At 62.4% G+C, this 10,641-nt stretch carries 11 protein-coding genes; all 11 read left to right on the forward strand.

Features of this window, described 5'->3' with window-relative positions:
• The first annotated feature begins 435 nt into the window (after positions 1-435).
• The 11 genes from yghU to PKA57_RS14185 all read left to right on the forward strand — a co-directional run bounded on the left by yghU (position 436) and on the right by PKA57_RS14185 (position 10,621).
• A complete protein-coding gene (gene yghU, locus PKA57_RS14135) occupies positions 436-1,305 on the forward strand; it encodes a glutathione-dependent disulfide-bond oxidoreductase (RefSeq protein WP_324301659.1) in 870 nt (289 codons plus the stop codon).
• Between the two features lie 143 nt (positions 1,306-1,448).
• Positions 1,449-1,802 carry a metalloregulator ArsR/SmtB family transcription factor gene (locus PKA57_RS14140; RefSeq protein ID WP_324301661.1) on the forward strand — a complete coding sequence of 118 codons (354 nt, stop codon included), beginning with the start codon at positions 1,449-1,451 and terminating at the stop codon, positions 1,800-1,802.
• The gene (locus tag PKA57_RS14145; protein ID WP_324301663.1) at positions 1,799-2,275 is read left to right on the forward strand and encodes an ArsI/CadI family heavy metal resistance metalloenzyme; all 477 of its coding nucleotides are present in this window, start codon (positions 1,799-1,801) and stop codon (positions 2,273-2,275) included. The genes PKA57_RS14140 and PKA57_RS14145 overlap by 4 nt, the downstream gene beginning before the upstream one ends.
• Before the next feature lie 5 nt (positions 2,276-2,280).
• A complete protein-coding gene (locus tag PKA57_RS14150) occupies positions 2,281-3,294 on the forward strand; it encodes a TauD/TfdA family dioxygenase (RefSeq protein ID WP_324301665.1) in 1,014 nt (337 codons plus the stop codon).
• Positions 3,291-3,800, forward strand: a complete 510-nt coding sequence (locus PKA57_RS14155) for an arsenate reductase ArsC (protein WP_324301667.1) — start codon at positions 3,291-3,293, stop codon at positions 3,798-3,800. The genes PKA57_RS14150 and PKA57_RS14155 overlap by 4 nt, the downstream gene beginning before the upstream one ends.
• Positions 3,797-4,519 (forward strand): aquaporin, encoded by a 723-nt coding sequence (locus PKA57_RS14160; protein WP_324301669.1) that lies wholly within the window; start codon positions 3,797-3,799, stop codon positions 4,517-4,519. Before PKA57_RS14155 ends, PKA57_RS14160 begins: the two co-directional genes overlap by 4 nt.
• 362 nt (positions 4,520-4,881) lie before the next feature.
• Positions 4,882-5,715 (forward strand): SDR family oxidoreductase, encoded by an 834-nt coding sequence (locus tag PKA57_RS14165; RefSeq protein ID WP_324301671.1) that lies wholly within the window; start codon positions 4,882-4,884, stop codon positions 5,713-5,715.
• 116 nt (positions 5,716-5,831) lie between these two features.
• The gene (locus tag PKA57_RS14170) at positions 5,832-7,106 is read left to right on the forward strand and encodes a M20 family metallopeptidase (protein ID WP_324301673.1); all 1,275 of its coding nucleotides are present in this window, start codon (positions 5,832-5,834) and stop codon (positions 7,104-7,106) included.
• 10 nt (positions 7,107-7,116) lie between these two features.
• On the forward strand, positions 7,117-7,794 hold the full coding sequence (locus PKA57_RS14175) for a trimeric intracellular cation channel family protein (protein ID WP_324301675.1): 678 nt from the start codon (positions 7,117-7,119) through the stop codon (positions 7,792-7,794).
• 18 nt (positions 7,795-7,812) lie between these two features.
• A complete protein-coding gene (locus tag PKA57_RS14180; protein ID WP_324301677.1) occupies positions 7,813-9,045 on the forward strand; it encodes an amidohydrolase family protein in 1,233 nt (410 codons plus the stop codon).
• A gap of 160 nt (positions 9,046-9,205) precedes the next feature.
• On the forward strand, positions 9,206-10,621 hold the full coding sequence (locus PKA57_RS14185; RefSeq protein WP_324301680.1) for an MFS transporter: 1,416 nt from the start codon (positions 9,206-9,208) through the stop codon (positions 10,619-10,621).
• Positions 10,622-10,641 lie beyond the last annotated feature (20 nt).

Here is a 10,641-nt window from a genome sequence, read left to right on the forward strand (position 1 = left end):
CCGTCATCGGGTTCATCCTCACGGCGAGCGCGGCGAGGCAGCTCATCGGCTGACCCCATTCCCCGCGCTTCCTCCCGGCTCGCCATTGATCGTGATGCCCTCGACACCGAAGAGAACCGGCACGGCATGAGCCGGGACCAGAGGGAGCGCGCCCGCCATATAGCGGTTCGCGTCCTGCGCCTTGTTGTCCGGTAATGGAGAAATGAATTGAGGAGATGAAGACGTCATCCCGCGACTGCGCGTTAGGCGACGGATTGCCATAGTCGAGACCGGCGAAGGCCGGGCAATACGAATTACCCGCTGCCGCATGGCTGATTTTGTGCAACAGCAGCAAGGTTCAGGGAGGCGAGGCGCGCATCCATCGGCCGAAAAAGTTGCCATCGCGGCCCATTGGGGCCAGCTTCAGCACATCCGACCCATCGAGGAGACCGGCAAATGACCAGCACCCCCTATACGCCGCCCAAAGTCTGGACCTGGGACCAGAACAAGGATGGCGGCCGCTTCGCCAAGATCAACAGACCCATAGCCGGCGCGACGCATGAGAAAGCGCTGCCGGTCGGCAAGCATCCGCTCCAGCTCTATTCCCTTGCCACGCCGAACGGCGTGAAGGTGACGGTGATGCTGGAGGAACTGCTGGAAGCGGGCCATGCCGGCGCCGAATATGATGCCTGGCTCATCAACATCAATGAGGGCGACCAGTTCGGCTCGGGCTTCGTCGAGGTCAATCCGAACTCCAAGATCCCTGCGCTGCTCGATCGCAGCACGACGCCGCCCACGCGCGTTTTCGAGAGCGGCGCGATCCTGCTCTATCTCGCCGAGAAATTCGGCAATGCCTTCCTGCCCAAGGATCCGGCGAAGCGGGCGGAGTGCTATTCGTGGCTCTTCTGGCAGATGGGCTCGGCGCCCTATCTCGGCGGCGGCTTCGGGCACTTCTATGCCTATGCGCCGATGAAGTTCGAATATGCGATCGACCGCTTCACGATGGAGGTCAAGCGTCAGCTCGACGTTCTCGACCGGCGGCTTGCCGAGAGCGAGTACATTGCAGGCGACGCCTATACCATCGCCGATATCGCGATCTGGCCCTGGTATGGCGCGCTTGCTAAGGGGCTGCTCTATGAAGCTGGCGAATTCCTGAGCGTGAAGGACTACAAGCACGTCAACCGCTGGACCGAACAGATCGCGGAGCGCCCCGCGGTGAAGCGCGGGCGCATGGTCAATCGTGTGTGGGGCGATCCGGCAAGTCAGCTTGCCGAGCGGCACGACGCGAGCGACTTCGACAAGGCTGCCCACGCAAACGCGAAATAACCGGCGGCGCTTGCCGCGTCCTGGCGACTACATACCGGAGCACCCACATCGCCCGCGCCGCCATGCGCGGGCGATTTCGTTTTCGGCGCGGGTGTCGCAGCTCGCCTATTGACACGTTTCCATATTTCGATAATAGTCAAAATATGGAAACGTTAGATGCCGTGACCGCTCTGGCGGCGCTCGCCCAGGAAACCCGCCTCTCGATCTTCCGCACCCTCGTGCGCGCCCATGCGCCGAAGGAGGATGAAGGAGGGCTTGCCGCGGGCGAGATCGCGGAAGCGCTCGACGTGGCGCCCGCCACCCTTTCCTTCCATTTGAAGGAACTCGCCCGCGCCGGGCTCGTCACGTCGCGGCGCCAGGGGCGTTCGATCGTCTACAGGGCCGATCTTTCGGCCATGCGCGATCTCACCAATTTTCTACTCAAGGATTGTTGTCAGGGCGCATGCGGGGTCATCGGGACGACCGCGCGCCAACGCAAAGCGGAGTGTGTGCGATGAAGAGATTGCATGTGAGCTTCGGGGTCGCCGACCTCGAAAAGTCCGTCGCCTTCTATTCGACGCTTTTCGGCGAAGAGCCGACAGTGCGCCGTCCGGGCTATGCGAAATGGATGCTCGAAGACCCGCGCGTCAATTTCGTCGTCGAGACGATTTCAGGCGACAGGGGTTTCGGCCATGCCGGCATCCAGGTCGACAACGCCGCGGAACTCGAGCCGATTTTCGACCGCATGAAGGAGGCCGAAGCGCCCTATCTGCCGGAAGGCGTGACGACCTGCTGCTATGCGAAGTCGGAAAAGAGCTGGACGGCCGACCCCGATGGCGTGCGCTGGGAAGCGTTCTTCACGCACCACATCATGGAGGAGTTCGGAAGCGGACCCGAACTCGAGACGATCGCGACGGAGAACGCCGCGGCCTGCTGCGGCCCGGCGCCGAAGGCCGAGCCCGAGAGCAAGACCACGGCCTGTTGCGGCTGAGCCAGATGCCGATCCTCGACACGCCCGATGCCTGGCTGGGCCCGCAGATCCAGTTCGACGAGAACTGGATCTACCGGCTTTCGCCGGAGGATATCGCCGAGCTTCGCGCGGCCCTCCTCAAGGCACGCGCGCGCGAGCCGGACTTCCATCGCTGGAGCCGCGAGGACTTTCCGCTGCCCACGCTCGCAATCCGCATAGGCGGCTGGCTCGCCGAACTCGACCGCGGACGGGGCTTCCTTCTCATCAAGGGCTTTCCGGTCAGCGAGCATACGAAGGAAGACTGCGCCGCCATCTATTGGGGGATCGGCCTTCACATGGGCCGCGCCATCTCGCAGAACACGGATGGCGATCTCATCGGCCATATCCGCGACACGGGCGCCGATCCGAAGCAATATGGCGTGCGCCTCTACAAGACGCGCGCCGAGCAGGATTTTCACACGGATGGCGCCGACATTATCGGGCTCTTTTGCCTGAGGCCGGCGAAATCGGGCGGCGTCAGCCGTATCGTGAGTTCGGTCGCGATCTATAATGAAATGCTCACCCGCAGGCCCGATCTCGTACCCGTGCTCTTCGAGCCCTTCCCTTTCGACACGCAGGGCCAGCACAAGCCGGGCGCGAAGCCGTGGTTCGAGATTTCCATCTGCCATTTCATCGACGGCCGACTGAGAATGTTCTTCATTCCCTGGTACATCCGCGAAAGCCAGCAGCATGAGGAAACGCCGCACCTCACGCCAGCGCAGAAGGAAGCCATCACCTTCATTGAAGAGACGGCGAACGATCCCCGCTTCTATCTCGACATGAATTTCGAGCCGGGCGACATGCAGTTCCTGAAGAATGCGTCAGTGCTCCACAAGCGCACCGAATATGAGGATTGGGACGACCCCGATCTGAAACGGCATCTGCTCCGGCTCTGGCTCGTCGAGCCGAACTTCAGCGCGGGCGAGGAAAGTCTGCGCACCGGCATCGCGGCCAATGCCGACACCGCCGCCGCGCAAGTCCGACGGGAAAAACGACCGTGACCGGCCACAAGAGCTACAACGTGCTCTTTCTCTGCACGGGCAACTCCGCGCGAAGCATTCTCGCGGAGGTCTATATGAACGCGCGGGGCGGAGGACGCTTTCGCGCCTACAGCGCCGGAAGCCAGCCGACGGGCCGGGTCAATCCCCGTGCCATCGAGGCGCTGCGCTCCGCCGGCCTCCCGACCGAAAACCTTCGCTCCAAGTCCTGGGACGAATTCGCCGCCCCCGGCGCACCGCAGATGGATTTCATCATCACTGTTTGCGACAACGCCGCAGGAGAGGTTTGCCCCGTGTGGCCGGGCCATCCGGCGTCGGCGCATTGGCCGTTCGAGGACCCGGCCGCTGCCACTGGTAGCGAGGAGGCGATCCGGCGCAAATTCGCCGAGGTCTTCGCCGCGATAGGGCAGCGCATCGATCTTCTTGCGGGCCTGCCACTCGGGAGCCTCGACGAGCAAACGCTCAGGAAAAAGCTCGCCGAGATCGGAGAGACGGGGAGCCCGGCGTGACGACATCGGCTGCCTCAAGACTTGCCGCCGAGGCCCTCGGTACATGCCTTCTCGTCGCGACGGTCGTCGGGTCGGGGATCATGGCCGAGCGTCTCGCTGGCGGAAACGCGGCTGTCGCGCTTCTCGGCAACACGCTTGCGACATCGGCCATGCTCTTCGTTCTCATCGAGATTTTCGGACCCGTCTCGGGCGCGCATTTCAATCCGGCGGTAACGCTCGTCTTCTTCATGCGGCGCGAAATCGGCGCGGCGCTTGCCGCCCTTTATGTCGCCGTTCAATTCCTTGCGGCCTTATCCGGGACCGTGCTCGCGCATCTCATGTTCGAGCTTCCGCTTCTGGAGGCATCGCGTCACGCCCGGGCCGGCTTCGGCCAGTCGGCCGGAGAGTTCGTGGCGACATTCGCCCTCGTGACGGCGCTTCTCGGCGCACTTTCGAAGGCACCGTCGAAAGTCGCATCCATCGTGGCACTGACGATTGCAGGCGGCTACTGGTTCACCTCATCAACGAGCTTCGCCAACCCGGCCGTTGCGCTCGCGCGGGCGTTCACGGACAGTTTTTCGGGTATCCGCATAGCGGATGTGCCCGGCTTCATCGCGGCCGAGATCGCGGGTGCGCTTTGCGCAGCCCTTCTCGCCCGCTGGCTGTTCGCGGACACGCCTTCGGACGACAAACTGCAAACCGCCACGATGCGCAATCGCGCCGCAGGCCCGAGGGAGTGACACTCGCCCGCGGAGCGAATGATCTGATTTCAAACTGTCTGGCGGAGGGTTGATGGCGTGCCAGTCACGAGCTAGTCGCTCTCCGCAACCGATCCGATTTTTCCGGCAGGCGCATAACAGGGAAAACCAGCGTTTGTCCGATGCCCCGGCCTTGGCGCGGCAGGGCACAAGATCTCCATTGGCGATGTCAGCGCGGGCGCTGCCGAAATCATTGAGTAAAAAAGGAGCGACTAAACGCTGCTCGTCACAGCAGACGCCACAGAAGCAGCGTCAGCCGCCAGTCACGGTGTGATTAGCCGGAATAGTTCTGCTCCTCTGTTTGCCCTCGGCGAGCTTTTCCACGGGCGGTGGGTATATAATCGATGCGGGGCAGCCGGCCCGTTGAAACAGGTGGTCGACACGGTGGAGGAACAACCACGATAGGAGATACGGAGATGCCACAGCGCGTGTTGATCACCGCCGGAGCCTCCGGCATCGGCAAAGAAATCGCGAGCGCCTATGCCGCGATCGGCGCTCAGGTCTGCGTCTGTGATATCAATGAGAAGGCGCTGGCAACAGCGGCGAAAGATATTCCCGGCTTGAGGACCATCGTCTGCGACGTCTCGAAGCGCGACGACATCGAGCGCATGGTCGCCGCTTCCGTCAAAGCCCTGGGTGGGCTCGATGTGCTGGTGAACAATGCCGGCATCGCAGGCCAGACCGCACCCGTCGAGAACTCCGATCCCGATCAATGGGAAGCGGTCATGAAGGTCGATGTCATCGGCACCTATAACGTCACGCGACACAGCATTCCACATCTGAAGAAATCCCCCGCCGGTAACATCGTCATCATGTCGTCGATTGGCGGGCGCTTTGGCTATCCAAACCGCAGCGCCTATTGCACGGCAAAGATGGGCTTGATCGGCTTTGCCAAAACGCTTTCGCGCGAGTTGGGTGAATTCAACATTCGCGTCAATGCCATCGCGCCGGGCGCCGTTGCGGGCGAACGTATCGAGCGCGTTCTTCAGGGCCGCGCCGAGGCAGAGCACAAAACGCTGGAGGCAGAAAGAGCCGCCGCCATGAGTATCCAGTCGCTGAAGCGCTTCGTCGATCCCAAGGACATTGCCGCGCTCATTCTCTTTCTGACTTCGGATGCTGGAAAATCGATCTCCGGTCAGGTCCTGCCCATCGACAACGACGCGCAGACTTCGGCGTAGCTCCCATTGCGGCAGCGACGAGGAACTAACGAAGAGGCGCGCTTGGTGAAGAGCGAAGACGACATGCCGCGAAGATCAAGGTGCACGGATCCGCCAGCATTGTGAGGAGGTCGGTCATGAACAAGCCAGTGAGTTCGTCGGAATCGGTCCTGAAAAATATCGATCGGCTGATCCCCGATCTCGAGACTTTTTACAAGGACCTGCATGCCAACCCCGAATTGTCCATGCAGGAAACAAGAACCGCCGGGCTCGCCGCTGAGCGGCTTCGCAAGGCCGGTTACGAGGTGACGACCGGCGTCGGAAAGACGGGAGTGGTAGGCCTGCTCCGCAACGGGGAAGGGCCGACGGTCATGCTGCGCGCCGACATGGATGCGCTGCCCATCCAGGAGGCAACCGGCCTTCCCTATGCGAGCAAAGTGACAACGACCGACGCCGAAGGAAAGACCGTGCCTGTGGGGCATATGTGCGGCCACGACATGCACGTCGCCTGGCTTGCGGGTGCCGCCGCCTTGTTCGCGCAGGCACGGGATGCCTGGCACGGCACCCTGATGGTCGTCTTCCAGCCCGGCGAGGAAACGGCGCAGGGCGCGCAAGCCATGATCGACGACAAGCTCACCGAGCGTTTTCCCCAGCCGGTTGTCGTGCTCGGGCAGCATGTGATGCTCGGGCCGGCCGGCGAGATCGCTGGAAGCGCCGGTCCTATCACCTCGGCCGCGGACAGCTTTCAGATCAGGCTTTTCGGCCGTGGCGCGCATGGCTCGATGCCGCAAGCCGCCGTCGATCCTGTCGTCATGGCTGCGGCGACGGTCCTGCGACTTCAGACCGTGGTTTCCCGCGAAGTGGCTGCGACCGAGGCAGCGGTCGTCACGGTTGGCGTCTTGCAGGCCGGCACGAAAGAAAACGTCATTCCGGACGACGCCATCATAAAGCTGAATGTCCGAACCTTTGATGCCGGGGTTCGCAAGCGGGTGCTGGCAGCGATCGAACGCATCGTGAATGCCGAGGCGGAAGCGTCCGGCGCTCCGCGAAAGCCGGAGATCACACCATTGGACCGGTATCCGCTCAACCTCAACGACGAGGCGGCAAGCAACCGGATCGCACAAGCATTCCGCGCTCATTTCTCCCCGGCGCGCGTGCACCATACAGGACCGGCTCCGGCAAGCGAGGACTTCGGCTGCTTCGGCACGGCCTGGCAGGTCCCGTCGGTCTTCTGGTTCGTCGGCGGCACCGATCCGGAGACTTACGCCAAGGCCAAGGCGGGCGGAATGCTCAACAAGCTGCCCGTGAACCACAGCCCCCAGTTTGCTCCGGTCATCCATCCGACCTTGAAAACCGGTGTCGAGACTCTGGTCGTCGCGGCCCTCGCCTGGCTGTCCCCCGCAAAGGCTTGAGAGGTACGGGATGGAAGATCCAAGAATTGAAACGCTGCTGCTTGTGCTCGATCTCGTCGGCACGTTCGTATTCGCGCTCAGTGGAGCGGCCGCCGGGGTTAAGCGAGGGCTCGATCTCTTCGGCGTTTTCGCGCTTTCTTTCGTGGCGGGGAATTTCGGGGGTATCACGCGCGACGTTGTGATCGGATCGATACCACCAGGTGCGATCAGTGATTGGCGCTATCTCGCCGTCTCGCTGCTTGCGGGCGCGATCACGTTCTACTGGTCTTCCGCGATCACCAGATTGAGCAGCCCCGTGCTTGTCTTCGACGCCGCGGGGCTGGGGCTCTTCGCCGTCTCCGGCGCGCAGAAGGCGCTTGCATTCGGGTTGAACCCGGTCATGGCAGCGCTTCTGGGGATGCTGACCGGCATAGGCGGCGGGATGGTGCGCGATATTCTTCTGGCCGACATTCCCGTCGTCCTGCGCGCTGATATCTACGCACTCGCCGCCCTGGCGGGCGCAACCATTGTTGTAGTCAGCCATCCTCTCCACATCCCCGCGACCGCTGCCACAATCGTCGGCGCACTTCTTTGTTTCGGGTTACGCCTCATCGCCATTCGCCGCGGCTGGCGTCTCCCGGTCGCCAGACAACCCGAGCAGAAGAACACAACGGCACGTGTCCCGAGTGATCAGGAGGATGGCCGCTGAAGCGGAAGAGGTTCCGAGATGAGCATGTTCGTTCTGATCTGCGGCAAGGTATTCGACGGTCTTTCGGATGCTCTGAGCGGTCCGGCCGAAATCCTCATCGAAGGAAACCGGATTAAGAGGATCGAGCGATCCGCAGGAAGACCACCCGGCGCGCAGGTCATCGATCTTTCGGATCGGACGGTCTGCCCCGGCTTCATCGACACTCATGTCCACCTCACGATGGATGCCTCAAACCTGGCGCTGCAAACGCTTCAATCTTCTGCGGCCAAGGCGCTCGCAGGGCTGAGCCTCGCCCGCGAATATATGAGCTATGGTTTTACGACCTTGCGTGACCTCGGCAGCGTCGACCCGGAATTTCCAACGATCGACCTGCGCAACGCGCTCAATTCCGGTCTGGTGGAGGGACCGAGGCTCTTCGTCGCCGCGCATATCATCAGCGCAAGTGCAGGCCATGGCGACCTGCGCGGGTTCTATGCCTCGCGCTGGAATTTACCGGTCTCGGCAATCGCTGATGATCCGGGAAGCATCAGGGCGCTTGTGCGGCGCGAGCACACCTTTGGAAGCGACTGGATCAAGACGACCAATACTGGCGGCTATTTCAGTCCCGGCGACGATCCGGCGCAAGTGACGTGGTTCGACGACGAGATGGAGGCGCTGACATCGACCGCCCGCCAGCTTCGCATGCCTGTCGCCGTTCACACGGGCGCCGCGGAAGGATGCAAGCAGGCCATTCGCTGTGGTGCGCGCAGTCTCGAACACGCCTATCTGATCGACGCCGAGGGCATCGAGATGGCGGAGCGCGCCGGAGCCTATATCGTCCCGACGATGCAGATGACCCAGGAAGATCTGCACCAGATGCAGGCTGGTACATTGCCATGCCAGGCGGTCTGGAAGTTTCGCCGCGACAATGAAAGCATCCTCGCCTCCCAGCGCTTGCTCGCAGGCAGCCGTGTAAAAGTCGCCTACGGGACCGACTGCGGCATGTTTCCGTTCAGCCATGGCATTCTGGAGTTTCAAGCGATGGTCAAGGCGGGCTTGAGTCCCATACGCGCCTTGAAGGCAGGCACGAGCGTCGCCGCGGAATTGCTGGGCCGCAGCGATCTCGGCGTGCTCGCCACGGATAAGCTCGCCGATATCGTCGCCATGCCCGGCGATCCCCTCACCGACATTGCCGCGACTGCCAAAGTCGATTTCGTGATGAAGGACGGCGTCATATATCGCGCGCCGCATTATGACGCCCTGCGCAACTGAATTCGGAACTTGACGGGAGCCGCCAAGCCGCTCCTCCAGCGACGAACACAATGGCAAGCGTCTCCAGTGAGGAGCTCACATGTCTTCATCAAAGACCAGCGCTCTTGCTCCCTCCTCCGTGCCGGCCGGAGATGTGACGGAATTCCGCGGAAACGACAGATTGCTGTTCGGCATAATCATGGGTGTGCTGACATTCTGGCTGTTCGCCCAGACGACATTGAACGTCGCGCCGGACATGCAGAAGGATCTCGGTGTAGGCACAAGCCTGATGAACATCGCAGTCGCCATCACCGCGCTCTTTTCCGGCATCTTCATCGTATTCATCGGCGGCCTTGCCGATCGCATCGGTCGCGTGAGGATCGTGATGGCCGGCTTCGTGCTCAGCATCATCGGATCGCTGCTGATAGGCTTCGCGCCCGGCGGCGCGCTGGCTGCATATTTCCTGCTGCCCGGCCGTGCGTTGCAGGGCTTGTCTGGCGCCTGCATCATGCCGGCGAGCCTTGCGCTGGTTAAGGCCTTCTGGGATGGCGAGGCACGACAGCGCGCCGTCAGCATGTGGTCGATCGGCTCCTGGGGCGGTTCCGGGGTCTGTTCTCTGTTTGGTGGCTTCGTCGCACAGAATTTCGGCTGGCGCTGGATATTTTTCGCGACAGTCGCCGTTGCGCTGCTCGGCATGACGCTGATGAGAGGCACGCCCGAGAGCAAGGCAGAGGGCCAGAGTTCCGGCAAGTTCGACCTTGCCGGGGTTCTGACTTTCATGGTGGCCATGATCGCGCTCCAGATCCTCGTCACGCAGGGCAACCAACTCGGCTGGACCAGTCCGTTGGTCCTGTCGCTCGCAGCGGTCACGCTGGTCTTCGGGTGGCTCTTCTTCAGAATCGAGGCGCGGCACGAAAACGCCTTCGTCGATTTCAAACTGTTCCGCAACCCGACCTATACCGGCGCGACGATCTCGAATTTCATGCTCAACGGCGCAGCCGGTACATTGCTCGTGTCGCTCCAGCTCGTTCAGCGCGGCGGCAACATGACGGCCCAGCAGGCAGGCATGCTGACGCTCGGCTATGCTATCGCCATCATCGCCTTCATTCGCGTGGGCGAGAAGCTCCTGCAGCGGTTCGGCGCGCGCAAGCCGATGATCCAGGGCTGCGTGATCACGGGCATCTCGATACTGCTCCTGATGCCCTCGAACCTCATACTCCTGGACTATGAACACCTCGCGATCATCGGCTACACGCTCTACGGTATCGGCCTCGCCTTCTACGCCACGCCCTCGACGGACGCGGCGCTCTCAAGCCTGCCGGCCGACCAGGTCGGATCCGGCGCGGGCATCTACAAGATGGCCTCATCGCTCGGCGCGGCGTTCGGCGTGGCGATTTCCGCGGCCATTTTCGCGGCGTTCAGCGCCAATCCGGCGGCCATCAACTGGCTCGATGGCGTTGTCACCTTTCAGGGGCGCCAGGACAATCTGGCGATCCGCGAGGCGGCGATCGTCGCGCTCGCCTTCAACGTGTTCATGGTGCTGGTCGCCATCGTTTCCATCATGCTGACAGTACCGAAGGGCAAGAAATCTGCCTGACTCCTTCGGTCGCGGGCTGG

The organism is Parvibaculum sp. (genome assembly GCF_035325945.1).
Lineage (GTDB): Bacteria > Pseudomonadota > Alphaproteobacteria > Parvibaculales > Parvibaculaceae > Parvibaculum.